The sequence below is a fragment of the Rhizobium tibeticum genome (assembly GCF_900110205.1).
Classification (GTDB): Bacteria; Pseudomonadota; Alphaproteobacteria; order Rhizobiales; family Rhizobiaceae; genus Rhizobium; species Rhizobium tibeticum.
In genome coordinates, this window is the sequence record NZ_FOCV01000037.1 from 14,451 (window position 1) to 40,309 (window position 25,859).

Annotated in this window: 19 protein-coding genes and 3 pseudogenes; 11 read left to right on the forward strand and 11 right to left on the reverse strand. The window is 58.8% G+C overall.

What is annotated here, in order from left to right:
- Positions 1–523: 523 nt before the first annotated feature.
- Complete coding sequence (locus tag BSG20_RS28490) at positions 524–868, forward strand: HEPN domain-containing protein (RefSeq protein WP_143147542.1); 345 nt, start codon at positions 524–526, stop codon at positions 866–868.
- 349 nt (positions 869–1,217) lie between these two features.
- Here the strand turns inward: BSG20_RS28490 and BSG20_RS28495 are convergent, their stop codons facing one another.
- Entirely contained in the window at positions 1,218–2,213 is a 996-nt protein-coding gene (locus BSG20_RS28495; protein ID WP_072380773.1) for a LacI family DNA-binding transcriptional regulator, read from the reverse strand.
- Between the two features lie 207 nt (positions 2,214–2,420).
- On the opposite strand from BSG20_RS28495, the gene BSG20_RS28500 reads away from it, so the two are divergent.
- From BSG20_RS28500 to iolE, 9 genes and pseudogenes are all read left to right on the forward strand, one after another.
- Positions 2,421–3,374, forward strand: coding sequence for a sugar ABC transporter substrate-binding protein (locus BSG20_RS28500; RefSeq protein WP_072380775.1), 954 nt, complete (start codon positions 2,421–2,423; stop codon positions 3,372–3,374).
- A gap of 123 nt (positions 3,375–3,497) precedes the next feature.
- The gene (locus tag BSG20_RS28505; RefSeq protein ID WP_072380777.1) at positions 3,498–4,619 is read left to right on the forward strand and encodes an ABC transporter permease; all 1,122 of its coding nucleotides are present in this window, start codon (positions 3,498–3,500) and stop codon (positions 4,617–4,619) included.
- A complete protein-coding gene (locus tag BSG20_RS28510; RefSeq protein ID WP_072380778.1) occupies positions 4,619–5,407 on the forward strand; it encodes an ATP-binding cassette domain-containing protein in 789 nt (262 codons plus the stop codon). Before BSG20_RS28505 ends, BSG20_RS28510 begins: the two co-directional genes overlap by 1 nt.
- A gap of 83 nt (positions 5,408–5,490) precedes the next feature.
- Positions 5,491–6,285: a TIM barrel protein gene (locus BSG20_RS28515; RefSeq protein WP_072380780.1), complete on the forward strand. Its 795-nt coding sequence runs from the start codon at positions 5,491–5,493 to the stop codon at positions 6,283–6,285.
- Between the two features lie 22 nt (positions 6,286–6,307).
- On the forward strand, positions 6,308–7,327 hold the full coding sequence (locus tag BSG20_RS28520) for a Gfo/Idh/MocA family oxidoreductase (RefSeq protein WP_072380782.1): 1,020 nt from the start codon (positions 6,308–6,310) through the stop codon (positions 7,325–7,327).
- Between the two features lie 71 nt (positions 7,328–7,398).
- Positions 7,399–9,306 (forward strand): bifunctional 5-dehydro-2-deoxygluconokinase/5-dehydro-2-deoxyphosphogluconate aldolase, encoded by a 1,908-nt coding sequence (locus BSG20_RS28525; protein ID WP_072380784.1) that lies wholly within the window; start codon positions 7,399–7,401, stop codon positions 9,304–9,306.
- Between the two features lies 1 nt (position 9,307).
- Positions 9,308–11,149 carry a 3D-(3,5/4)-trihydroxycyclohexane-1,2-dione acylhydrolase (decyclizing) gene (gene iolD, locus BSG20_RS28530; RefSeq protein ID WP_072380786.1) on the forward strand — a complete coding sequence of 614 codons (1,842 nt, stop codon included), beginning with the start codon at positions 9,308–9,310 and terminating at the stop codon, positions 11,147–11,149.
- 10 nt (positions 11,150–11,159) lie between these two features.
- A pseudogene (locus BSG20_RS28535) lies at positions 11,160–11,495 on the forward strand (5-deoxy-glucuronate isomerase); the annotation flags it as partial.
- Positions 11,496–11,500: 5 nt separating this feature from the next.
- Positions 11,501–12,412: a myo-inosose-2 dehydratase gene (gene iolE / locus BSG20_RS28540; protein ID WP_072380788.1), complete on the forward strand. Its 912-nt coding sequence runs from the start codon at positions 11,501–11,503 to the stop codon at positions 12,410–12,412.
- Between the two features lie 590 nt (positions 12,413–13,002).
- On the opposite strand, the pseudogene BSG20_RS38970 reads toward iolE, so the two are convergent.
- Positions 13,003–13,161 (reverse strand): annotated as a pseudogene (locus BSG20_RS38970) (IS21 family transposase); the annotation flags it as partial.
- A 282-nt stretch (positions 13,162–13,443) separates the two neighbouring features.
- Here BSG20_RS38970 and BSG20_RS28550 point away from each other — a divergent pair.
- Positions 13,444–14,553 carry an AI-2E family transporter gene (locus tag BSG20_RS28550; RefSeq protein ID WP_072380792.1) on the forward strand — a complete coding sequence of 370 codons (1,110 nt, stop codon included), beginning with the start codon at positions 13,444–13,446 and terminating at the stop codon, positions 14,551–14,553.
- An 854-nt stretch (positions 14,554–15,407) separates the two neighbouring features.
- On the opposite strand, the pseudogene BSG20_RS28555 reads toward BSG20_RS28550, so the two are convergent.
- The 9 genes and pseudogenes from BSG20_RS28555 to BSG20_RS28595 all read right to left on the reverse strand — a co-directional run bounded on the left by BSG20_RS28555 (position 15,408) and on the right by BSG20_RS28595 (position 25,858).
- Positions 15,408–16,477 (reverse strand): annotated as a pseudogene (locus tag BSG20_RS28555) (ABC transporter ATP-binding protein).
- Positions 16,478–16,497: 20 nt separating this feature from the next.
- Positions 16,498–18,018: a DUF5060 domain-containing protein gene (locus BSG20_RS28560; protein WP_072380794.1), complete on the reverse strand. Its 1,521-nt coding sequence runs from the start codon at positions 18,016–18,018 to the stop codon at positions 16,498–16,500.
- A gap of 32 nt (positions 18,019–18,050) precedes the next feature.
- Complete coding sequence (locus BSG20_RS28565; RefSeq protein WP_177309904.1) at positions 18,051–18,935, reverse strand: carbohydrate ABC transporter permease; 885 nt, start codon at positions 18,933–18,935, stop codon at positions 18,051–18,053.
- Positions 18,932–19,831: a carbohydrate ABC transporter permease gene (locus tag BSG20_RS28570; protein WP_072380798.1), complete on the reverse strand. Its 900-nt coding sequence runs from the start codon at positions 19,829–19,831 to the stop codon at positions 18,932–18,934. Before BSG20_RS28570 ends, BSG20_RS28565 begins: the two co-directional genes overlap by 4 nt.
- Positions 19,832–19,921: 90 nt before the next feature.
- Entirely contained in the window at positions 19,922–21,175 is a 1,254-nt protein-coding gene (locus BSG20_RS28575) for an ABC transporter substrate-binding protein (protein WP_072380799.1), read from the reverse strand.
- Positions 21,176–21,246: 71 nt separating this feature from the next.
- Complete coding sequence (dhaL, locus tag BSG20_RS28580; protein WP_072380801.1) at positions 21,247–21,894, reverse strand: dihydroxyacetone kinase subunit DhaL; 648 nt, start codon at positions 21,892–21,894, stop codon at positions 21,247–21,249.
- A gap of 3 nt (positions 21,895–21,897) precedes the next feature.
- Positions 21,898–22,902, reverse strand: coding sequence for a dihydroxyacetone kinase subunit DhaK (locus BSG20_RS28585; RefSeq protein WP_072380803.1), 1,005 nt, complete (start codon positions 22,900–22,902; stop codon positions 21,898–21,900).
- 53 nt (positions 22,903–22,955) lie between these two features.
- Positions 22,956–24,827: a D-apionate lactonase gene (gene apnL, locus BSG20_RS28590; RefSeq protein WP_072380805.1), complete on the reverse strand. Its 1,872-nt coding sequence runs from the start codon at positions 24,825–24,827 to the stop codon at positions 22,956–22,958.
- A complete protein-coding gene (locus BSG20_RS28595) occupies positions 24,824–25,858 on the reverse strand; it encodes a Gfo/Idh/MocA family protein (protein WP_072380807.1) in 1,035 nt (344 codons plus the stop codon). The genes apnL and BSG20_RS28595 overlap by 4 nt, the downstream gene beginning before the upstream one ends.
- Position 25,859 lies beyond the last annotated feature (1 nt).

Here is a 25,859-nt window from a genome sequence, read left to right on the forward strand (position 1 = left end):
GCCGGCATCGATGCCCAAGACACTCAGCGCTGCCGTCCACGAACTGTACACCTTGCACGGCCTTTTCGAGCTCAGCATCGAAAGTCGACAGCGCTACCAGTGGATCGAGCTGGAGTTCACACACAGCGTGAAGAATGGCGAACGCGATTTGCACCAGAAGGCTCGACTGTATTGGAGCCTCTGCAATGAGCGGGTCGAGGAGGACTCCGAGACTTCCCGCATGGACGTACTTTTGGCTCCGGATCGACGGCCTGAGGAGTTCACCAGGGTAACCGCGGGTTGGATGGACAGCGCACACATCATGGCTGACCCTCGCGCACGTTTTGCCAGGCTTTTTTCGGGACATACGGGATCAATCGCATCGTCGGCGCTGCCAACATGTTCGATCTGCTACCAGAGAGCCGAGCGCCCAAAAAGAAGGAACCTGATGAGCTTCTGAAGGACGCGGTGAAGAAATGTCGCGAAACGTTTGCGGCGCTGCCAGACAGCTTCGCCAAACAATCAGTTCTTTCCGCCCTCGGGCGTGTCGGCACAGCCAGCCTTCGCGACAAAGTCTATCATCGAGCTCATGGCGGCGGCGGGCGATAGATTTCCTGACCTTTACCTGCCTTGCAATCACGCTGTTCTTGCCCGCAATCACTATGTCCATGGAAGCAAGGCTGCCTTCGACTACCAGGAGCATTTCACGGAATTCGCTTTCCTCACTGATACCTTGGAGTTCGTATTCGCTGCATCCGATTTGCTCGATGTGGGCTGGGATCTGAATGGTTGGATCGAGAATGGCAGCACCATGACACATGCGTTCGGCGCCTACATCGTCAGTTTCTCGGTCAACATGCAGCGCCTTAAAGCTGTCGCCGCCAAATGATCGTGTAGGCGATGCTGTCAACAGAGCGTATTATGCGGGTGCTCCTGGGCGGCGACACCAATGCCAAGCATGATGAGTGCTGAAAAAGCGGCAAATATGATCAAGCACGGCGTCCCGAAGGACGTCGCCACATGCATACATGCGGCCTGAGCCACGCTTCTGATTGGTAAAGCCCTTGATCACTGGGCCGCTGCGCGGTACCAGATGTCAGGAAATCACGACAACCGGGTCGATTTTGTATCGGACGGCCGTGAAAGCGCATTGAGCGTTGGGACAGGCGTGCAATACCGCTCCTCTCAACGCTCCTCGCGACATTGATCTACGTTCCCGCGCAACAATAGTCCTCGCTTTACGCGGATCGCCTCACGATGAGCCTTCCAGGAAGCGTTATCGTTTCGGGCTCGATCTTTCCCTTGATCATCTTGAGGACCACATCGACCATCTCGTTGCGCGGTTGCTCGTAGGTCGTGAGACCGTATGCAAACGAACCACCCAATTCGTAGTTGTCAAAGCCAACGATTGCGATGTCCTCGGGCACTCTGAGGCCGAACTTTCCGCGAATCTCGTCCATGGCGCCGATAGCCAGAATATCGTTCTCACACATGAGTACATCGACACGATCTTGAGCCGCGGTCTCGGAGAGGTAACGCCTGATCGATGCAGCCCCGGCCGGGGCGCTATATTTCTCGGCGGAAAGAAGCGCGATATCCGTTACTCCCTTCTCCGCCCAGAACTCGGCGAAGTGCTGGCGACGCCTCAATGCGGTTGAGAGTGCTGCCGCACCGCTCATGAAGCCCGGACGCTTGTAGCCCTTCGCATGAAGGTGATCGACGATTTCCCTTAGTGCGAGTTCCGCGTCGCAGACAACAGCAGGAACACCCTCGATCTGACTATCTCGTGCAAGCACGAACATCGGTGGCATTCCGTTGCCGAGTTGAAGGTCAGTAAGAGTCTCATCGCGAAAGGCCGTGCCGAAAAGGATGATGGCGTCCACCTGCCGTTGGTCCGCATGAAGCAGCGCGTTCACGTGGTCGAAGTGGTTGTTGATGTTGATGAGCATCACAACGAGCCCAGCGGCCTGCAGCTTTTCAGTCAGTGACTCAAGGAATGGCAACTTCTGGGGATTGGCGAAGTCATCAACGAAGACCGCCACCTGTCCGGTGGTGTTTGTGGCAAGGCTCCTGGCGAGTAGGTTTGGAGTGTAATTGAGAGCTGCGGCGGTTTCGAGCACCTTGCGCTTGCTCTCTTCGGTGATCGAGGCCCCGGGCGTGAATGCGCGGATCACTGTCCACTTCGATACTCCTGCGGCCTCCGCCACTTGCTTCGCCGTTGCTCTTTTGCGCATGCCGCCTCCCGGAACATATATTCCATTTTGCGATTTCGATGAAATGAATGCTTGCTTTTAACTCATTCTTACATAATATGCACCTGCTTGCACCCGGTAGCAAACTATTTTGCACCCGGTAGCAAGAGAGTTTGCACCCGGTGGCAATAACAATGCACCCGGTAGCGCTTTCACCGCCTTGGAGTGGCGGAATCGGAGGAGAGAAAAATGAAAGCATTTATCAAGACGCTTGCATCGTGCGCGGTTGCAGTTGGCATCGCCGCCTCGTGGTCAGTTGGCGTAAAAGCCGAAGAACAGATGAGCATCATCGCCGTGACGCATGGCCAGGCATCCGACCCCTTCTGGTCGATCGTGAAGAACGGCATGATGCAGGCTGGCAAGGACAGCAACGTCAAGGTCGACTACCGCGCACCGGAAACCTTCGACATGGTCGCGATGGGCCAGCTCATCGAAGCAGCAGCCAACCAGAATCCCGCGGGCATTGTGATCTCCGACCCTGATCCGGATGCGCTTGGCCCGGCCATTCAGAAAGCCGTCGCCGCTGGCATCCCGGTCATCTCCATGAACTCGGGCATTGCTGCTGCGGAAAAGCTCGGCATCAAGCTCCATGTCGGCCAGGATGAACTTCCGGCGGGCGTGAAGGTTGGTGCGAAGCTCAAGTCGCTCGGTCTGAAGCATGTCCTGTGCGTCAACCAGGAAGTTGGTAACGCCGCACTCGACCAGCGTTGCGCAGGTACCGAGAAGGGCTTCGAAGGCGGCAAGGTCACGGTTCTGCCGACCACTGCCGATCCGGCCGAAATCGAATCCAAGATCCAGGCTGCCCTGACCTCCGATCCGTCCATCGACGTCGTCCTCGGTCTGTCCGCTCCGCTCGTCGGCGAGCGTGCTGTCGCCGTCGTTGAGAAGATGGGCAATGGCGACAAGGTTAAGGTTGCTTCCTACGACTTGTCGGCTGGCTTCCTGAAAGCTGTGTCTGAGGGCAAGGCGCTCTTCGCCGTCGACCAGCAGCCCTATCTGCAGGGCTACCTGCCTGTGACTTTCCTTGCGCTCAATGCCCGCTATGGCACGATCCCCGCTGGCAACGTCGCCTCCGGCCCGAGCTTTGTCGAGAAGGACGCAGCAGCCTCGGTTATCGAGAAATCCTCCCAGGGTATCCGCTAAGCGGACCCGAGGCGGCTCCCGCCCCTCCTGCGGGGCCGCCATCATCGCCCGACATCCGATCCCGATACGGTCTGACCGGATACAGGTGGCGCACGACTAACTCTTCATCTTTGAGGTACGACCATGACCCTGGCCAACGAACAGAACGGGACCGCTTCCCGATCCGACGAGCGCCTGAAGAAGGTCTCGACCATGACCGCGCTCGCACGTCGCCCGGAACTCGGCGCCGTGGCAGGACTGGTTCTCGTAACGATCTTCTTCTTCTTCACTGCCAACCCCGCCATGTTCACGCTCGCAGGCGTGGTCAACTTCATGGCTCCCGCAGCCCAGCTTGGAATCCTTGCGATTGGTGCGGCGCTGCTGATGATTGGCGGCGAGTTTGACCTCTCCATTGGATCCATGGTCGCGTTCGCTGGCCTCGTCTTCGGTACCGCCTTGGTTGTCCTTCATCTGCCGCTGAGCGTCGCTATCCTCATCGCGCTCGCATTCGCTGCGGTCATTGGTGTCGTCAACGCTCAGCTCACCATGCGGACGGGCCTGCCGTCGTTCATCGTCACGCTTGCATTCCTCTTCATTCTCCGCGGTCTGACGCTCGTGGGCCTGAAGTGGGCGAGCGGCGGCGCAACCCAGCTTCGCGGCATGAAGGAAGCTGTCGCTGACAGCCCGATTGCGCCGATCTTTTCCGGCGACGCCTTCACGGGTCTGTTTTCCTGGCTCGGAAGCAACGGCATCATTGAGACTTTCCCAAGTGGTGCGCCCAAGGTCCCCGGCATTCCGGTGGAAATCCTCTGGTTCGTCTTCATTGCGCTGTTCGCAACGTGGATTCTCCTCCGCACACGGTTCGGCAACTGGATCTTCGCCTCTGGCGGCGACCCGAAGGCCGCGCGCAAGTCCGGTGTCCCCGTTGCTCGCGTGAAGACTACGCTGTTCATTGGCACCGCCATGTCCGCCACTCTCGTAGCCATTCTGACCGTCCTCGACGCTGGCTCCACAGATGCACGCCGCGGCTTCCAGAAGGAGTTCGAAGCAATCATCGCAGCGGTCATCGGCGGATGTCTCCTGACCGGAGGATATGGCTCGGCAATCGGCGCGTTCTTCGGGTCCATCGTCTTCGGCATGGTCCTGATCGGCCTGACCTACACCTCCATCGACCAGGATTGGTATCTGGTTTTCCTCGGCGGCATGCTGCTCACCGCGGTCATCTTCAACAACATCATTCGCAAGCGCGTGACGGGAGAACGCTGATGAGCAACACTCAGACGCCACTCGTCGAGGTCAAGAATCTCGTAAAGCATTTCGGATCGATCATCGCTCTCAACGGCGTTTCGCTGAGTGTCCACGCAGGGGAGGTGCTCTGCCTGCTTGGCGACAACGGTGCGGGCAAGTCGACATTGATCAACACGCTGTCCGGCGTATTCAAGCCCACGTCGGGCGACTTCCTGGTCGAAGGTAAGCCTCACGCGTTCAACGGACCCCGTGGTGCGCTTGATGCAGGGATCGCCACCGTCTACCAGGATCTTGCGATGATCCCGCTGATGTCCGTGACGCGCAACTTCTTCATGGGCCGCGAGCCGCTCAAGGGCTTTGGTCCGTTCAAGTACATGGACATGGAATTCGCTGATCGTATCACCAGCGAAGAAATGAAGAAGATTGGAATTGACGTTCGCGAGCCGGGCCAGGCTGTCGGCACTCTCTCAGGCGGCGAACGCCAGTGCGTGGCAATCGCCCGTGCGGTCTACTTCGGTGCCAAGGTTCTCATCCTCGACGAGCCGACATCCGCTCTCGGCGTGGCACAGACCTCAATGGTTCTGAAGTACATCGACCAGGTGCGAAACAAGGGACTGGGCGTGATCTTCATCACGCACAACGTGCGCCATGCCTATGCCGTGGGCAACAGATTCACAGCGTTGAACCGCGGTAAGACCCTCGGGACGTTCGCCAAGGACGAGATCAACCTTGATGGCCTTCAGAACTTGATGGCTGGTGGCAAGGAACTTCAGTCGATCTCTGCGGAACTCGGCGGGACGATCTGATCACTTCCACATGCACGAATTTGGTCCGGCGCGAAGGTGCCGGGCCCCGGACACTCATACCCAAAATCTAGGGAAGCACCCCAATGAGCAATGCTAAACAATCCACGTTTCCGTTGGCCGCCTGCGCCGAGATGCTGTGGCGGGACAAGCCGATCGAATGGCGCGCGTCGCGTCTCAAGGAACTCGGTTTCGGAGTAGGCCTTTGGAACTGGCCGGAACATGATCTTGCCAAGCTCGAAGCAACGGGCGCGACGTTCACCATCATGAACGGCTACCTTACGGGCCGTCTTACCGATGACGAAGGTGCGGATGAATTGCTGAAGACCGCGCGTGAGACCGCACAGGTGGGCAAGCGTCTAGGTGTTCAGCGCCTCAACCTCCATGGAACAGGTCTTGGTGATCGTGGCCTTCCGGTTCAGCCGATCGAAGTCGTGACAGGAGCGATGTGGCTCAAGGCGCAGGACACGCTACGTCGCATCGTCGACATGGCCGAGGAAGAGAACGTGGTCTTCACGCTCGAGAACCTGAACCTGCCCGTCGACCATCCGGGCGTTCCGTTTGGGCGCGCGGAGGACACGCTCGCGCTTGTTTCCAGCATCAACCATTCCCGCCTGCGCCTGAATCTCGATCTCTATCACGCGCAGATTGGCGAAGGGAACCTGATCGAACTGTGCCGGAAGTCACTCCCATGGATCGGCGAGATCCAGGTCGCCGACGTACCCGGCCGCTGCGAGCCTGGCACTGGCGAAGTCAATTGGAACGGCGTCGCGAAGGCTTTGAAGAACATGGGCTATTCCGGCCCGATCGGAATGGAAGCCTGGGCGTCCGGAGATTCCGATGCCGCGCTCGCAGCCTTCCGTGAAGCATTCACTCTCTAAATTCCCACACAGGATATAAGTCATGGCCAAGGTCAAAACTGTAAACGTCGGTCTCATCGGTGCTGGACGCATCGGCTCCTTCCACGGCGAGAGCGTAGCCAAGAGGCTCGTGGATGCTGAACTCGTAGCAATCGCGGATCCCGCACCGGGCGCGGCGGCGAAGCTTGCTGACAAGCTCGGCGTCGATGCTTCCTATACCGACGTCGCCGCAATGCTCGCGCAGCCGGGTCTGGACGCCGTTATCATCGCGACGCCCGCTCGGTTCCATACCAATGTTCTCGTGCAAGCAGCGGAAGCCGGAAAGGCAATCTTCTGCGAAAAGCCGATGGCGCTGACCCTCGAAGATGCAGACCGTGGCATTGCTGCTGCCAAGGCAGCGGGCGTTCCTCTGCAGGTCGGATTCAACCGTCGTTGGGATCAGGCGTTCTCAGAAGGCCGTGCGGCTATCGACGCAGGCAAGATCGGCGCTCCGCAGCTCATCCGTTCTCTGACGCGCGATCCGGGTCCGTTCGGCGCCGATCCTGACAAGATTCCTCTCTGGACCATCTTCTACGAAACGCTGATCCACGACTTCGACACCCTCCTGTGGCTGAACCCCGGCGCGAACCCTGTCGAAGTATTCGCAATGGCTGACGCTCTCGTCCGCCCGGATGCTCGCGAAAAGGGCTTCCTCGACACGGCCGTCGTCAACATTCGTTTCGACAATGGTTCCATCGCCGTCGCCGAGGCGAACTTCTGCGCGATGTACGGTTACGACATCCGCGGCGAAGTCTTCGGCTCCGGCGGGATGGTCACGATGGGTGATGTCCGTCGCTCCAGCATGACGCTGTTCGACAAGGACGGGGTGTCGAATGACACCTGGCGCTGCGACACCGACCATTTCGTGCAGGGCTATACGGCGCAGCTCGCCTCCTTCGTGAACGCAGTGCGGGAAAGGAAGATCGGCGATCAACCAACCGGCATCGACGCTCGCAACGCATTGGCAATCGCGCTGGCCGCGATCGAGTCGGTCTCGAAGAAGCAGCCTGTGCGACTGGGCTGATCCTTATCACGACGGGGCGGACGGCCAGTTCTCCCCGTCGCGATCCCTCGCATCAAAAGACTGGAACGGTCATGAAGAAAGCCCTGGATGTAATCACGATCGGCCGCAGCTCGGTTGATCTCTATGGCGCCCAGGTTGGCGGCCGACTCGAGGACATGGGGTCGTTCAGGAAGTATATCGGTGGCAGTCCGACAAACATCGCTTGCGGCGCCGCCCGGCTGGGACTTAAGAGCGCCGTCATCACGCGTGTCGGCGACGAGCACATGGGCCGCTTCATCCGCGAGCAACTTGAGCGTGAAGGCGTCTACACCGATGGCGTGAAGACAGATCCCGAGCGGCTAACCGCCCTCGTTATTCTCGGAATACGTGACGAAGACCAGTTCCCGCTGATCTTCTACCGCGAGAACTGTGCCGACATGGCCCTTTCCGAAGAGGATATCGATGGGGAGTTCGTCGGCACTGCAAGGTCGCTCGTGGTGACCGGAACGCACCTCTCAAATCCTCGCACCGAAGCCGCTGTCATGAAGGCGTTGCAGCTTGCTCGCAAGCACGACGTGAAAACTGCGCTCGACATCGACTACCGACCAAATCTGTGGGGTGTCGCTGGGCACGGCGATGGCGAGAGCAGGTTCGTGGAAAGCCGGGCGGTCACCGAGAAGCTTCGGTCGACCCTGCATCTTTTTGACCTCATTGTCGGCACCGAGGAAGAGTTTCACATCGCTGGCGGGTCAACCAACACTGTCGATGCACTACGGGCCGTGAGGCAGGTCTCGGACGCCACCCTCATCTGCAAGCGTGGCGCTCTGGGCGCTGTTGCGATCGAGGACTGGGTTCCAAACACGCTTGATGACGCTCAGAAGGGACCAGGTTTCCCAATCGAAGTTTTCAATGTCCTTGGCGCCGGCGACGGCTTTTTTGCTGGACTGTTGAAAGGATGGCTGGACGGCGAAAGCTGGCCCCGGGCATTGGAATACGCAAATGCCTGCGGCGCGTTCGCCGTCAGTCGCCATGGTTGCACTCCTGCATATCCGAGCCTGAAGGAACTGCGGTTCTTTCTGAAACGCGGCGTGAAGCGTCCGGACCTCCGTAACGATCAGGAACTGGAACAGATTCACTGGTCGACGAACCGCAGCGGCGACTGGCCGAGCATGCATGTCTTCGCCTTCGACCACCGCATGCAGCTCGAAGAGATGCCGGGCTACACGCTGGAGCGCGGCGGTGATTTCAAGCTTCTCTGCCTGCAGGCCGCACAGCGTGTCCAGAACGGCAGAGCCGGATATGGCATCCTGTGCGACAATCGGATCGGTCGGCGCGCACTTCATGCGGCCGCTGGCACCGGGCTGTGGGTCGGACGACCCTGCGAATGGCCGGGATCGCGTCCGCTGACGCTTGAACCAGAACTGGGCCTGGATTGCGGTGGCCTGGAGGAATGGGCTCGCGACAATGTCGTCAAGGTCCTTTGCTTCTGCCATCCCTCCGACAGCGCAGAGCAGCGCGCCAATCAGGGGGAGACGGTCAAGAGGCTCTACGAGGCCTCCCGTCGCAACAGCCTGGAATTTCTATTGGAGATCATCCCGTCGAAGGTTTCCGCTGTCGACGAGGACACCACTGCCACACTTATCCAGCAGTTCTACGACATCGGCGTCTATCCCGACTGGTGGAAACTCGAGCCGATGAAGACAAGAGCAGGCTGGGAAAACGCAATCCGGGCAATCGAGCGCAATGACGACAACACGCGCGGGATCGTCGTTCTAGGCCTCGATGCTCCCGAAGCGGAACTCTCCGCGTCGTTCCAGGTTGCCGCGTCTTTCGAGCTGGTGAAGGGCTTCGCCGTTGGCCGGACGATCTTCGGTGACGTGGCACGCGCCTGGATGAAGGGCGATCTGTCCGACGAAGCCGCGGTCGTCGACATGGCGTCTCGTTTCGAACGCCTCTGCGGCATCTGGGACGAGGCGCGCAGCGTCGCGAAAGGAAACTGACATGACGAGCATTCGATTGACCGCGGCACAAGCCACGGTGCGCTTTCTCTCCGTCCAGATGACCGAGGAGGGCAACCGCTTCATCGAGGGTGTATGGGCGATCTTCGGTCACGGCAACGTGGCGGGACTTGGTGAAGCTCTCGAAGGCATCGGCGATGCCCTTCCCACGTGGCGCGGCCAGAACGAGCAGACCATGGCCCATACCGCGATAGCATACGCTAAGGCGAGCAAGCGCCGACGCGCCCATGCTGTCACATCGTCGATCGGACCCGGCGCGACGAACCTGGTCACGGCAGCCGCACTGGCTCACGTCAATCGGCTTCCAGTTTTGTTCATCCCCGGCGATGTCTTCGCAAACCGTCGTCCCGACCCGGTTCTCCAGCAGGTCGAGGATTTCGAGGATGGCAGCCTGTCAGCGAACGACTGCCTGCGACCCGTCAGCAAGTACTTCGACAGGATCCATCGCCCGGAGCAATTATTGACGGCATTGCCGCGCGCAATGCGCGTCATGACGGATCGCGCAAACTGCGGTCCCGTAACGCTCGCTTTCTGCCAGGATGTGCAGGCCGAGGCTCACGACTACCCCGCTGAGTTTTTTGAGCCGAAGGTATGGCGGATTCGTCGCCCCGAGCCGGATCGGCGTGACCTCAAGGACGTAGTGCAGCTCATCCGCAGTGCTACCAGCCCGGTCATCGTTTGTGGCGGCGGGGTGATATATTCCGAGGCCGAGAATACGCTTGCCGATTTCGCGACACGCCACGGCATCCCGGTCGTCGAGACGCAGGCTGGTAAATCCGCTCTCGCTCAGTCACATCCGATGAACTTCGGCGCGGCGGGCGTGGATGGGTCCGCAGCGGCGAACGAACTCTGCACCAATGCAGATCTGGTCATCGGTGTGGGCACCCGGTTCCAGGACTTCACCACAGGCTCCTGGGCACTGTTCGGCAAACCCGGCCGGAGACTTGTGTCAATCAACACGCAGCCATACGACGCCGAGAAGCACGGTGCTGTCGGTCTGATCGCCGATGCCCGGGTGGCGTTGGAGGAGCTGTCTAGTCGCCTCGGATCCCACAAGGCTTCTTCCTTCGATCCGCAATCGAGAACCTCCTGGCTGTCGAAGGTGGATGCGCACTGCGCCGCGCCGGAGAACAAGCCCGACGGTTATCTGCCGACCGATGCCCAGGTGATTGGAGCGGTGCAACGGATCTCCACCGATCAGACGATTGCCATGTGCGCCGCGGGAACGATGCCCGGTGCCCTGAAGCTCCTCTGGCAGCCAGCGCAGGGCGGCTATCACATGGAGTACGGCTATTCCTGCATGGGGTACGAGCTTGCAGGTGCACTCGGAATCAAGCTGGCGATGCCGGAGCGAGAGATCGTCTGCTTCGTAGGCGACGGCAGCTACATGATGGCGAATTCCGAACTGGCGACGGCTGTCATGCGACGGATCCCGTTCACCGTCGTCCTGACCGACAACAGGGGCTACGGCTGCATCAATCGACTGCAGATCCATTGCGGCGGCGAGGAATTCAACAATCTCTACAAGGACTGCAACATCGAGGCGCAGCCGGAGATCGACTTCGTAGCGCATGCCGCCTCCATGGGCGCCCATGCGGTCAAGGCGAAGAACATCGCAGATCTCGAAGTGCAGATCGCGAAAGCACGAGGCAGGGACCGTCCGACGGTAATCGTCATCGACACGGATCCGAAGCCCGGCCCCGGTGAAGCCGGCGGCGGCTTCTGGTGGGACGTGGCTGTGCCAGAAGTTGGCCGCACTGAGAAATCAGAAGCGGCTCGCTCGCAGTATCTGCGGAGTATCAGCCTGCAGAGCCTGGTGAATTGAGGAGCCCCTAATGAGCGATCTTCTACGCAAGCCTTTCGGCCGTCATGGCAAGGTACACGAAATCACTCCGGAGTCTGCGGGCTGGAGGTATGTCAGCTTCTCTCTCTACAGGCTGCGTGCAGGCGAGCACGCCTCCGCTCAAACGGGAACGAACGAAGTCATCCTCGTCATGGTCGAGGGCAAGGCTTCTATCACAGCCGCCGGGCAGGATTGGGGTGTTCTCGGCGAGCGGATGAACGTGTTCGAGAAGACGCCGCCGCACTGCCTGTACGTTCCGAATGGGCGCGACTGGAGCGCTAATGCAGAGACGGACTGCACGATTGCCGTCTGCTCCGCGCCGGGTAAAATTCAATGAGCCAGCAATCAACCCTGCCTTCGTCGAAGGCACGACTAGCCGTGAGCCCGCTGTCGTGGGCGAATGACGTCCTCGAAGATCTCGGTGCCGATATCTCCCTTTATACCTGCTTGAGGGATGCATCGGCCAACGGTTATGCGGGCGTCGAGCTGGGAAGGAAGTTTCCGCGCGAAGCATCGGTCCTGAAGCCGCTGCTTGACAGTAACGGCCTTGCCCTCGCTTCGGGATGGCATTCTGGTCAACTGGCAGAGAAGTCGGTCGATGAGGAGATGGCTTCCGTCGCTACGCACGCAGAACTTCTGAAGGCCATGGGATGCAGTGTCCTCGTGTATGGCGAGGTCGCGATGATGACGCCCGGCTCGCCGCTCAACGAGCCGATGTCCCGCCGCCTTCTCATGCCGTCTACGCAGAGGATCGGATATTCCTCCCGCCTGACTGAGTTCGGAAAGCGGCTCTTCGACACATACGGCCTTAGGCTTGCCTATCACCACCACCTCATGATGGTCGTGGAGACCTTCGAAGAGATCTCCGACATCATTGGAGCGGCTGGGCCGGAAACTGGGCTTCTTCTTGACACCGGACACGCCGCAGCAGCCGGATTCGACTACGCGAAGCTCATCGAGCGGTTCGGCGACCGCATCGTTCATATCCATCTGAAGGACGTTCGCAAGGCAATCCGCGCCGAGGTCCAGTCAAAGGATCTGAGTTTCAATGACGGCGTGCGGAGCGGCATGTTCACGGTTCCCGGCGACGGCGTTGTAGATTTCGACCCGATTGTGCGGTTCGTGAAGGACAGTGGCTACGCCGGTTGGCTGGTTGTCGAGGCGGAACAGGATCCTGCCGTTGCGGCGCCGAAGGAATACACGGCGAAGGCGTTCGAATTCATCCAGGCTAAATTCCGCGCCTAGCTTGGAAATGGCCGAAGTGGCGCGATGACAATGAGGAGCGCATCATCATGGCTGCTGCGAAGCCCACCAGTATCAGTGAGTTGAAGCAATTCATCGTCGTCACCGGGCTTCGGCTGCCGGAGCAGCAGGAGCGCGTTGCGCCTGCATTCTAGTCGGCGCAGACGGTCCTGTACCTCGTTATCTCATGGTTGTGACTGCGGACCTGGTATGGCTGCCTCCAGCACCTCTGCCGTTCATACCGGGACGGATAGTACCGATCGCGGTAATACCGAGGAGGCGCACGGTAGAGCCTTGGTGAATCGTCGTCGTAGTAGCGCGGTCTATCGCCGAACTCAAAGTATATACCTTGAGCAGCCACGGGCGAGAAGGGGACTAGGCTCGCGCATGCGACAACCGCTAATAGCAGTTTTTTCATGGACTTTACTCCAAAAGTTCATCTGCTTTGATAACGCTTGGAGGGTCGAATTGTTCAAGGCCCGCTAACAGCGTCGGTAGTGGCAAAACCTTGCGCAGGGGCAAGGCGTGTCTTCATGTCTGACAAGTGCATTACGGCCTGCAACGATTTGACTTGAAGGATGGAGCACCGACAATATCGCCGCTTCCGACACCGCATCGCCGACATCGTCGCCCAACGGCCAGGAAGTCCGGCACGAAGGGTGCAACGTCTCGCGCACGGTCGAGGGGGGCCGCACCAACGCGCACCGCAATCGACTTGTGGCCAAGGCCTTCCTTAATCCGTATCTCAGAATCTCGCGGAAACGCCCGCATCTTTAATCTCTGCGCTGGTATCGCGCTCCCTCCTCTCAGGCAACCGAAAGGTCGAACGTCTCATCCGACACCCCGACAAACAGCCCAATCAGCGGGCGGCTTCGAACTTGTGACCTCCACATTGACAACCTTGAACGAGGGAGCAAGATGATCTGCGTCCGGCGTGCTGGCCGCACCGTGGCCATCGTTATGCTAACCGCGCTCAAGATCACGCCTCGTGTTTGCCGATGGAACGGCTTCATAAAGGAACAGGCGGATTGACCATGGTGCCACCTAGCCGACTGATTGAACCAGCTCTAGGCATCGGCGCCCTTGTGTTACTGATTGTTGGTTGCACACTTGTGCTTTGGCCATTCGTGTCGGCAATCCTATGGGCCGCAGTGATTTGCTTCTCGACCTGGCCAATCTACCGCCAATGCGAACGTGCTGTCGGGGGCTACCGAGCGCCGGCTGCCTTAGCCATGACGATATTGGTGGTCTTTGTTGTCGTCGCGCCGCTTGCTATCCTCGTAACGGCGCTCGCCGACGACATAACAACACTAGCCGGGGGGATAACGCGCGTCCTCGAGCAGGGTCCTTCAGCGCCACCAAATTGGGTGAGAGGCCTGCCGATTGTTGGCGAGAGCGTCTCTGTCTACTGGGAAAGCCTCACTCATGACGCTCCTGCATTTATCGTCGAGCTCAAAAGGCTGACCGGTCCTGTCACCGATATTGCCCTCGCTGGCGGGGCAGCTTTCGGAGCCGGCCTCCTCGAACTGGGGCTCAGCATATTCATCACCTTCTTTTTGTTCCTGCACGGTCGACGCATGATCAGTTTCATGCGTCAGATCAGTGAGCGCGTTGCAGGTCCTCGCGCCAAGACGCTGCTCACGATCATCGGCATGACAGTGAAGGGTGTGGTCTACGGAATGATCGGAACGGCCCTTGCGCAAGGCCTGCTAGCCGGCATCGGTTTCTGGATCGCCGGTGTACCTCAATCGCTGTTGTTGGGTTGCCTGACCTTTGCACTTTCGTTCGTGCCCGCCGGACCACCGTTCTTGTGGGGACCGGTTGCCCTTTGGTTGATGCTGCAAGGATCTGTAGGATGGGGCATCTTCATTGCGATCTGGGGCTTGCTTCTTGTCAGCAGCATTGACAATTTCCTTCGGCCGTACCTCCTTAACCAAAACAGCAACCTACCTGTGCTGCTGGGCCTGTTTGGTCTTCTTGGCGGCGTCTTGGCTTTCGGCCTGATCGGGCTTTTTCTCGGGCCGACCTTGTTGGCGGTTGCCTATAACCTTTTTCTCGAGTGGGCTGCATCGCAAATTAGCGACCGCATACAATCTGCATCCCCTATACCTGCTACTGACCAGCATTTGGGATCTAGTAGATGATATCCCTCGCAGTGGTGCGGCCTTTGGCGAAGGCCGCGTTTGTCGGCGACAGAGCGGATGTCGTTCCAGAGATCGGTCTTGGTTCAAGGCGATCCGCTCCGCTCATTCAAACCGTCGCCGGTTGAGCTATTTGTCCGTGTGCTCCCCCCAAACACCATCGCCGTTGTTTCACCGGTGTTCTTATCCTCAATACAAGGGTAGAGGGGCTTGCCCTCATAGGGCCCACATCTCTTTGCGATAACGCCGACGACGAGATTACCCCCGACATCCCAAAGGATACCGATCCCTGCTGAGCACGGCCTTGAGCAATCCGACCGCTATACTGACCGGAGAGTCGACAGCGGATTTCCTCAACCCAAATAACCTGAAAACCAGCCCGCAAACAGCGCTAGAGCCACTGCCATCACAACGAGTATCCACACACCCAGACCGCGCTTTGGCGGCTTCCCAGAATAGCGATCAGGATCAGCCATGGTGCTCGCCTCAAGATAGCTTGGACGTAAAGCACAGCGTCAGTCGAGAACGATAGATGAAGGCTCTGCGTCCGGTTAGCGGTTCACTTCGCCTCTCCTTTTATGCGGATAGTGTTCCCAGCACCACAGCACGTCGGTAGTGTGTATAGAAAACACGCCTCGTACTCTCGGCGGCGCAGGCCGTCGATTGAAAGGTCGCGTTAGAGAAAGCGTTTCCTGACACGATATCCGGTAAACGCATGGCATAACCAATAGTTCTGTCGAAGAGGATTTCGGGTGCGTTCATCAGGGGCCGACAGGGCAATCCGGAGGCGCGAATTCCTCGATCAGCTCGTGCGTGACATCTCGCGCGCGTGCCACCGACGATCGCTCCAATCAAGGTTAGGCGTCCAGCCGTTGTTGTGTCCGTTGGTCGAAGAAATGAACGTTGGCCGTTTCGAAAGAAAGCTTCACCCGTTGCTCCGGCACCAGTTCGACACGTTCGCGCACGACCCATGTCAGCTCTTTGCCTTCAAGCTCCACAGCGACATGGGTTTCCGACCCCGTAGGTTCGACCACCTTGACCACCGCATCCACGCCGTTCTCGCCGCCCAAGGCGATGTCTTCCGGACGAATACCCAACGTCATTGGACTCTTCGCAGAGTTGGCAGGAGCCCGCGACAGCTTCAGGCGTGAACCGCCCTGCAGCGACAATGCCGGATCACCGGCGTCTTGCAGTGTTCCCTCAAGAAAGTTCATTGCGGGAGAGCCCAAAAAACCTGCAACAAAGATGTTGCGCGGTCTGTCGTAGAGTTCGAGCGGACTGCCGATCTGTTCGACGCGACCACCGTGGAGCACGACGATTTTGTCAGCCATCGTCATGGCTTCGATCTGGTCGTGGGTCACGTAGACGATTGTAGTCTTCAGGCGTTGATGCAGAGCTTTGATCTCCGCTCTCATCTTCACGCGCAGTTTTGCGTCCAGATTTGAGAGAGGTTCGTCAAAGAGAAACACTTTCGGATCTCGAACGATAGCGCGACCCATTGCGACGCGCTGTCGCTGTCCGCCTGACAACTGCGCCGGCTTTCGATCGAGGAGGGGCTGCAGTCCCAGAATTGCTGCGGCCTCACCTACCTTTTGCTCGATTTCGGGCCGTTTGGCCCCCGCGAGTTCAAGAGCAAATCCCATATTCTGGGCGACCGTCATTTGCGGATACAATGCATAGTTCTGGAAGACCATCGCGATATCGCGATCCTTCGGTTGCAGATTGTTCACCACTCGACCGTCGATGCTAATTTGGCCAGCCGTGATCTCCTCGAGCCCCGCGATCATGCGCAGCAATGTCGACTTGCCGCAGCCGGAGGGGCCGAGAGAATGGTAAATTCGCCGTCGGCGATCTCGACGTCGACACCATGAATTATGTCCATGGCGCCGAAGGACTTCTTGACGTTTTTGATGCTCAAGCCAGACATTTTGGACCTCGTGATATCCTTTAGCGCTTCCTGCGTACGCGCAGGGCCTGATATGGCTTGCGCGGAACCTTGACGCCGAAGGCCGCGTCCGGCTTGCCACCCCGGACAATCGCGCCATGGCGTGTGGGATGCGGAACAGGGGCCTCCACTTTCTGAAGCGGTGTGATCGTCATCGCCCATGTGTCGATGAGATCGACATCATAGTCGTCGCTGTCGACCGGAAGACCCGAAGACCAGATGACCGGTTGATGCTCGCCGAAATAGATCAGGCGAAAATGGCCGTCGCCGTCGCGCACGCCAGACACGCGGGACCAAGGCCACTCGCCGACGGGACCGAGTGGCTCGAGGCCGTGCTTCACATCGGCTTCCAGAAGGTCCCTGAGGAAGCCGATGCGCTTCCATGCTTCGCCATGCAATTCTCCACCCTTGGCCCACCAGATCAGGTCGTCTGGATGGGAATAGGTTTCGCCATGACCGGCATAGCCGCCGCGTGCCATCGTGATCCAGAAGCGGTGCACCAGCTCCTGGGCACTGAGATTTCCCCATGACTGCAGGATGTCGCCCTCATATTCCGGCTCGTCGTTGACAACAGGCTTGCCGTAGGCGTTGCGCCACTCCTGGGTCCGCTTGACGTCAGGGTTTTGAATGCAGGTGTGCGTGACCCATGGCTTGCGATGATCGAAATTCGCAGTCACGTCGCCATTGTGGATGGAGCGCAGGTGCTGGTAAGGGTCGTTTTCTTCCAGGATGTGGAAATAGCGATCCCACTGCTCCATCGGCTTCGTATCGATGAGGAAATCATATTCATTGGCAAGCGACCACCAGACGTTGCGGTAGGCGGACAGACGCGCGGCCAGATATTCGACATAGCGGAAATCCTGTTCGGCCGACATATCCGCATAACCCCACCGGTCGTAAGGGTGGAAGATGATGATATCCGCTTCAATCCCTAGTCCGCAGAGCGCTGCGACCTGTTTGTCAAAATGCTGGAACATGGCGGGATTCGGTCGGTCAAAGTCTTCCTTGCCATCTGCTCCTCGTTCGAAGCAGGCGTGTAGCGGCTCGTTGACGTTGTAGGGGTAGTCTTTGGGAAATACGCCCATCCGGATCTTGTTGAAACGAGTCTTCCCAAGCGTCTCGAGAGTTTGCTTTTGCATCTCGAGCGGCTGATGCGTCCAAGCATAGCAGGTCGTACCGAATGACAGGAATGGGGTCCCGTCCGCATAGGCGAAGTGGAATTTGTTGCGCACGCGGACCGGGCCGTGATTGCCTGTCGATGGCGCCGTTGCGACCAAGGAGCCAGTCTTTCCGTCGAGTGCAGCAGTCCTGGAACGCGTTACAAACGACCATTCGCCCTCCACGTCGGGCATGAAGCGCATACGGTACGTCCCGTTGCCGTCATAAAAACCGGGGATCCGCACCTCCCGGCTCTTGTGGGTGAACACGGCATCGAATGCCACGTCGAGATAGGGATTCCCGTCGGAGGGTCCATCAAAGGAGGCCTCGAACACGCCCCATTTTTCGACTGTTGCATCAGACATAGAATTCTCTCCTCGTGGAATACTCTTTGTCGCTAGCCTTTGACAGCACCGGAGGTGAGGCCAGACACGAAGTAGCGTTGGAATATGAGATAGACGATGGTCGCCGGCAGGACGGTCATCACGATGGCCGCATTGAGCTGGCCGTAGTTGCTTGAGAACTGCCCCTGAAACGACATCAGACCGAGCGGCAATGTCCACATGTGCTGATCCTGGAGCAGCACCAGCGCCATGGCGAATTCGTTCCAGGTGGAGACGAAGTCGAGAATGAGCAGTGCGGCAAGGACGGGTAGGCACACCGGCAGAAATATCCGTCTGAAGATGGTGAAGTGGTTCGCACCGTCAATGAGTGCCGCTTCAGAAAGCTCTTTGGGGATTCCCTTGAAGAAGCCGTGCAGGATGAAAACCTGATACGGAACGCCGAAGGCGATGTAGGGGAGAATGACCCCTGGGTAGGTGTCGATGAGGCCGAACGAGTTTACCAGGGTAAACAGGGGGGCAAGCATCACCTGAAAGGGGATCATCGTGCCGAACACGACAAGAAGCAATAAGGCCTTGCTGACCTTCAGCTTGATCTTGGCAAGGGCATATGCGGCCATCGCGGAAAGCAGGAGCCCAAGCGGCACTTTGATGACTGTAATGATGGCGCTGTTGAAGAAGGAGCTTGCGAAGTTGCCGCGGCTCCATGCGGCACTGTAGTTTTCGAACGCGAAGTCGGTCGGTGGCACGAACGCACCCGTGCTCGTCACCGCCGCTGGCGTCTTCAAGGATGTGAACACGATGAAGACAAATGGCGCCACCCAGATGAGCGCTACCATGATCAGCGTTATCCAGAGACCGATCAAAATCGGATCCCGCTTCATTGACGATGGTTCGACCTGGAGCCGCAAGAGGGTCGAGTGAGTTGGGACTGCCGTCACGATTCAACCTCCTCGTGCTTTTGGGTCCATCTGAGATAGGGGATGATCACGGTCATGGTGATCAGGAGCAGGACGACGGAAATTGCCGCGCCTCGTCCAAAATCGAAGATCTGCATGGCCTGTGTGAACGCCCAGAGTGCCAGCATCTGGGTGGATTGCGCCGGGCCGCCACCCGTCAGACCGTAGACGATGTCGAAGGCCTTCAACGATGAGATAATGGAAAGAACAAGAACGATCGTGACCGTCGGGCGCAATGCTGGCAACGTCACATGCTTGAACACCGCAAAACGACCAGCGCCATCGATGCGCGCGGCCTCCACAAGCGTCTGGGAGACATTCTGCAGGCCTGCCAGGAACAGGACCATCGAGAAGCCGACCGTCTGCCAGAGGTACGCCAGGAAGACGGAGTAAAGGGCGATATCCTTGTTGCCCAACCAGTCCTTGATCCAGCCCTGCATGCCCCACGACGTGAGCAACTGACTGAAAAGGCCGAAGAACGGATCATACATCCATTTCCACATGGTGGCGACGGCGATCGGCGCGATGATGACCGGCAGATAGAAGATGGCCCTGAGACTATTGCGGCCAAAAATCTTCTGATTGAGACTGAGGGCCAGCAGTAGTCCGACCATTGGCGGGAAGATCAGGCTCATCACCGTCCAGATCACAGTGTTTTGGAAGGCGACCCAGAAAACCGGATCTCTCGTGAAAATCGCCGCATAGTTTGCAAGCCCGACGAATTGCCGATGCGGATCCAGTCCGTTCCATTTTTGGAAGCTCAGGATGACGACATTGAGCATCGGATAAAGGGCGAACACGGCATAGATTGCCAATGCCGGCACAAGCAGGATGAGCGCTTGTACGCGCGGATCGTGTGTCGATTGTCGAAGTGACATGCTTTCCTCCTGGCAGTGAGAGCCGCTGCCAGCTTATGAAACGGGCCAGCCGATCGACACGAGGGTCGATCGACTGGCGCCTGGGAGGAATTAGGTTCGGCTTGCGATGAAGCGCTGCAGCTGCTTGGCCGCGTCAGCAGGTTCAGCGTTGCCGGAGGCGACATCGTTGATGACGCGGAAGTATTCCGTCGTGACATCAAGCGGGAAAGCCTGATCGCCGTTCATGTAGACCTTGCCGTACTTTTTGAAGATGTCCAGCCATTCTGCCTCGAGCGGCTTCTGGTTGGTATACGCGACGTTCTTGTTGACGGAGGTCGAACTGAGTTGACCGAGCAGATCCTGCTGCACCTTGGTGGACAGGAAATAGTCAAGAAACTTCGCCGCTATATCCGGATTCTTGCTCTTGGTGCTGATGTAGTTGTACTCAGCAAAGCCGTAGAGACGATCGGTATTGGTCGGGAACGGGAAAATGCCGTAGTCGTCGAGATTGGCACCGGAGCCGTTAAGCTGGCTGACCAGCCAATCGCCTTCGAGCATCATCGCTGCACGACCTGCGGTGAAGAGGCTGTAGGACTGTTTGTTGTCGATGCCCATGAAGGGCTGCAGCGTGTAGTCCTTCGTCCACTTCGCAAACTCCCCGAACGCTTCCGTTGCGCAGGGTTCCTTCGTCCAGTCCAGCGTCATCGCTTTCAGGGCGTCATGCTTTTCAGCGCCGCATTTTGTTTCAAGGATAACGTCCATGAGACGCATGACGTGCCAGTTGACCGTTCCGCCGAACGTGAAGGCAGGAATTCCTGCGGCCTTTAGCTTCTCCGCCGCTGCAAGCAATTCGTCGTAGGTCTTGGGTTCTTCCTTGATGCCAGCCTGCTCAAAAAGCTTCTTGTTGTAGTAGACGGCTTCGCCCTTGAACGTGAAGGGAGCACCATGCTTGCCGCCGGGATACAGGTCCGCGAAAGCCGCTGCAGACGGCAGCAGTTCGTCGTTCCATTTGTACTCGGTGTAGTACTTGTCGAGCGGCAGCGACAGACCGGCTTTCACGTACTCGCCGCCAAGGCCAAGGCCCGCCCAGCTGAAGTAAATGTCGGGTCCTTTGTCGGAGCCTGCAGCGACGCGCAAAGCGGTCTTGTGCTCATCGACGGCGCGCTGGACAATCTCGACATGCGTCCCAGGGTTTGCAGCTTCGAAGTCCGTTGCCACCTTCTTCAGGGCGGTATTGGCAGCATTGTTGTCGAAGTTGAGCGTCCAGAGCGTGATATCTTCGGCAAGAACCGGCGTTGCAAACAGGGACGCGATGGCTAGTGCAACAATGCTCGCAGACTTCAACTTCGTAGATAGGGTCAGCATTACCGTCCTCCTCTTGTAAAGCCGGCCCGTTTTTCGCAGATAGTCATTGACATGTCAACTGGTATGATGAGCTAACCATCATGGTGTTGTGCGAATTTTGCCATTGCGGCGATCATGATGACGGCCGACGCGGCGCCCGGATCGATGTGACCAATCGCGCGATGCCCCAACCGCGAAGCTCGTCCCTTGCCCGCTGTCATGCCGCTTGTTGCTTCACAGCCATCGCGGGCAGCCTGTAGGGCAGCGTCGAAACACTCAGCCATGGATGATCCCGACCGCCAGGAATCCAGCGCGGCGTCAGCCGCCGGTCTCCAGGCGTCAACCATTGTTTTTTCCCCGAGCTCTGCCTTGCCGCGCTCTTGGATTCCCTGCGCCATTGCCGCGAAAGCGCGTAGGAAATCGTCATCGGTCAATGCCTGCTTGTCCCTGGCTGCGGCTCCCGCGCGCATGAAGGCTGTGGCGTATAATGGGCCAGATGAAGCGCCAACTGCATTCAAAAACGCCTTTGCTGCGACGTTGAATGCGGGCGTTGGCGCAGTCTGGGCGGCGTCGAGTTCGCCGACGGCCTTTGCCGCCGCTTGGCAGCCTGCGTCCATGGCAAGTCCGTGATCGCCGTCGCCGATGACACCGTCCAACTCACACAGGTGGTCGCGATTCTTCGCTATATCCTCGGCAATCAGGGCAAACAGGTGCTGCAGGTCTTTCGTTGTGATCGTCATTGATCACCTCGTAAACATGGCGCAATCGCAGGGGTGGTCGATCAACCGCTGTAGTTCGTCGTCGAGATGCATGACGGTCACCGACGCACCGGCCATTTCAAGCGACGTGCAGTAATTTCCCACGAGCGACGTATGGATGACGAGTCCGGCATCATCAAGCCGGGACTTCACGCGTCGCATCATGATGTAGAGTTCCATCATCGGCGTCGAACCGAGCGAGTTGACGAGCACTGCGACACGATCGCCGCGACTTGCCTTCATCTCGCGAAGAATACTGTCCATCAGTTCGTCGGTCACCTCGTTTGCCGTTTTCAGCGGCTCGCGAGCCATCCCGGGTTCTCCATGGATTCCCATTCCGATCTCCATCTCGTCTTCGCCAATCAGGAAGTTCGGTTTGAGGGTCTGGGGCAGCGAACACGGCGAGAGCGCAACACCCATCGTGTAGGTTCGAAAATTGGCATGGCGGGCGGCGCGCTCCACGTCGTCGAAAGAATACAGCAGATCACAGGCCGCTCCAGCGGCCTTGAAGATGAAAACGTTGCCCGCCACGCCGCGTCGCCTGTGCCTCTGATCGGGAGGCGCGGAGGCGACGTCGTCCGTCGTCAGGACAGTTCGCGCTTCAATTTCGTCCAGGGCGAGCATTTCAGCGGCCATGTCGAAGTTCATGACGTCGCCGGCATAATTGCCATACATGAACAGAACGCCGGCACCGCCATCGACAGCCTTGGCGCACGCGATAATGGGATCGGGGGGCGGGGAGGCGAATACATTGCCTATCGCGGCAGCGTCTGCGAGCCCCTTGCCAACAAACCCCAGAAACGTTGGTTCGTGGCCAGACCCGCCACCAATCACCAGCCCAACCTTGCCCCTGCGCGGCCCGTTTTTGGCAATGATCGCGCGTGGCATATCCTCTACCGCGTAAAGATGGTTCGGATGAGCCGAAAGCACCCCCTGCAGCATCTCATCGACGGCGTCTGCGCCGGAATTGATAAGCTTCTTGGTCTTCACGCAATCCTCCCCAACGAGCTTCGTTCGCATAGATGCAATTGGTAGCGAGCAGGTCAATCCGCCAGTGGCAAGACGAGGCTGGCCAGTGGAGCGAGCAACAGGTTCGTGCCCGCATCCTTTGGCGCTGGCATGCATGCACCGCAGTCGACCGCTCGTTCCTCGCTCGTCAAATTGACGATGCAAAGCCTTGCTCCGGTGGCATCCCTTGCGACGAAAGCGAGCACCTCGGCGGGGGAGGAAGAGACGCATTCCTGCCAGGATGCACCGGCCAAAGCAGACAGTGCCCGTACGGTGTTAAACAGTGGGCGCCGCCCGCCTTCCTCAATCGGTTCAGCCGGACCGGCGATCAAACCAAACGGGCCGGTCAATGCCGAGAGTGTCAGACATTCGAGATCGGCATCCAGCACCCGTATCGCGTAAGCCAGCGCGAAGGCCTCTGCGAAGCGTCCGTTATGGCGCGGGTCGCGGTTGACCATCGGTATGCGTGCGCCCGAAGGATTGTCCATCGTGCGGCTGCCATAAGGGTTCTGCCGCATCGGAATAGTCGACGGGCCGATCCGGTAGGGCTTTCCGTCGTAGATCGCGCGAACGGATCGGGTTATGAACGGCAACGCTTCCAATGTCTGCATGACGCTGAGATCGTCTGCTGCGTGGACGATCGGATTGGTGCAGTGGCTGATGAAGTCAAGCTGTCGATCGGGAACGCGCTTTCTGTTGAGCTCGGTGAAATAGCTCAGCATGCCGCCACCGATGCGAATGCCCGCAAAGGCCAAGTGGGCTGCGGCGTAGATCTCTTCGAGAGGCGGGCAATCGGGCCATTTGCTGCCGGGCGGCGTCGACTGCCGGTCGACGGTAGGCGAGATCATGATCGCATCCGGCTTGAATTTTGCCAACTGCATCTGGCGGGCAATCTCACCCACCTCGCTTGACGCAGACTGCTTGCAGGCAAGTGCTATCTCCAGCGTCGAACGACCGCGATGGGCGGCGGCGATTGCAGCGAACCGCTTGAGCACTTCGACGTCGTGCCCGGCACCAGGATCGAGATGGAAGAGAAGTTCCTGGGCAGCGATCTCCGACAGGACGGACTTTGCCGACAGGGTCGCATCAGCTTCTTCGGGTGCAACGATCAGGCCAATCGCCGGCATGGTGCCGGTTCGTGCCCCGAGCTCGAGCTTGATAGCTTCACCCGCGCGCCCAGCAGAAGGGGGCTGTCGCACCGTGCTGCGGCTGTCGGTGATGATCAGTGACGTTTTTTGCCGAACGGGCTGGTTGGCGGGAATCTGGTACGGCCACGGAAGGGCGAGCGGTCTGACGTAGGTCTTGTAGGATGCGTCCGACCAGTTCCTCTGATCCTCCATTTCAAAGACGTCGCCCTCCATCCGGCATTCGGCCTTGACGTCCGGCATCACGTCGTGGGTGATCGCGCGCATGTCCTTGAACGGCTGCCAGGGCTCGATCAAATCCGGAAACCGTGTCGCCACGACGGCGCCCTCGGTGTGCTCGACCGTAGCCGGTGAACCGGCCACTCCGACGATCGGATGCAGAATGCAGAAGCCGCAGCGGTTGGTCTCGAAGCCCGCCTCAGCCACGGCTTCGGCCTCGAAGTCAAGCCGGTCCGGGCTTCCAACGATGCGAACGTCAATGATGAGCGTCGTGTCATTCGGTCCAGAGCAAGAGGCCCGATAGGTGACCTCGAAACGATCCTCATTCTGCTCGATCGCAAGATCGGCGATCTCAAGGCTATAGGTGCCCCAATCCCGGTCGCGAACAAGGTAAGAAATCGCTCGTAGCACCTCGGTTCCGTCGTAACGGATGGTGCGCAGGTTGCCATTGGCAAGATCGGCCACCAGTTTTCCGGCACGGAGTCGAACCGGTGGCGTTTCGACGAGATGGGTGCCGTAGAGCTGGAACAGATCGATCGTCATCGCAGCATCGCTCCGACGTCGATTGTCTGCCCCTTGGCTGCACTGTCATAGGCGGCCTCTACAAGGGCGAACGTCTTCAGATTGTCGGCCCCGGATGTCGAGTGCTCAGCGCCGCGCTTCAACTGATCGACCCAATGCTGCTGGATGGCGTGGACGCTCTCTTGGATGTTGTGCCATGGCCGCGAGGCCCATGGCAGCAGCTTCGGCGATACGTCCGTGGTCGTCGTTCCCTGCGCGTTGGTTACCTGGAGGCCGTAGCCTTGCGTCAGACGGATGGTGCCCTCGGAACCATCAAGCTCGATCAATGTCTCCGGGAACGGTTCCCTGGAGAGCTTCGTCGCGTAGCTGACGTCCACGACCGACGTGGCGCCGTTTTCGTGGTCGAGGAGTATGGTCGCCACGTCCTCGCCCTTGATCTTGGGGTTGACCCGTTTGGTGCGAGCCGTGACCGATCGAACATCGCCAAGGATATAGCGGGCGATATCGATCGTATGGATGCCGAGGTCTTCGATGATGAACCGCTCGCCCTGTGCCAGATACGGCTGTCCGGAGAACACATCGTAACCCGAACGGAACGAAAAACGCCCCCAGAAGGGTATACCGATGGCGCCCGCATCCAATGCCTTCCTGACCGCCTGTATCGGTGTCTGCCAGCGGAAGTTCTCGTGGACCATCAGCGCTACACCGGCATGGCGGCAGGCCATCACCATCGCCTTTGCGTCCGATAGCGTCTTGGCGAACGGCTTCTGGCAGATGACCGGTATGTTGCTCCTGGCAGCCATTTCCACCAGGGCGCGGTGGCTCTCTGCTGTCGTGGCAATGTCGACGAAATCGAAACCACCGTCGGCGAACAACGCCTCGGCATCGCTATAGCGACGATCGATACCGAACTGATCACCGACGACCTTCAGCCGCTCGGGATCGCGATCGCAGATCGCGGTGATCCTGGCGCCTTCAACATCGTTCCAGGCGTGCATCTGGTTGATCGCAAAGAAGCCGCAACCGATCAATGCGCCTTTCAGTTCAGTCATT